General features: G+C 69.6%; 1 pseudogene. It reads right to left on the bottom strand.

Annotated features, from left to right (window positions below):
* Positions 1-237: pseudogene (locus tag AC0IY1_RS25600) on the bottom strand (SAM-dependent methyltransferase); the annotation flags it as partial.

Raw genomic sequence — 237 nt, 5'->3', positions numbered from 1 at the left:
ACGCCGCGGGGGGCAAGGACGGGGACGAAGACGCGGAGGGAGGCGCGGGCTGCCACGGGGAGGCCCTGGTAGAGCCGCTTCTGCGCCTCGACAACGATGACGCCGCTGAAGACCGGCCAGAGCGTGCGTCCCATCTTTTCGAAGGCCTGCCCGAGCTTCAGCACCGTCTTGACGGTGGAGGGCGGGAAGAACAGGGCCTCGCAGGAGGCGCCGGGGGTGAAGTTCGTTTCCCGCAGC

This window comes from Methylobacterium sp. AC690, assembly GCF_979256535.1.
Note: the sequence above shows the minus strand (reverse complement) of the source record. Positions and strands in the feature narration are given on the sequence as shown.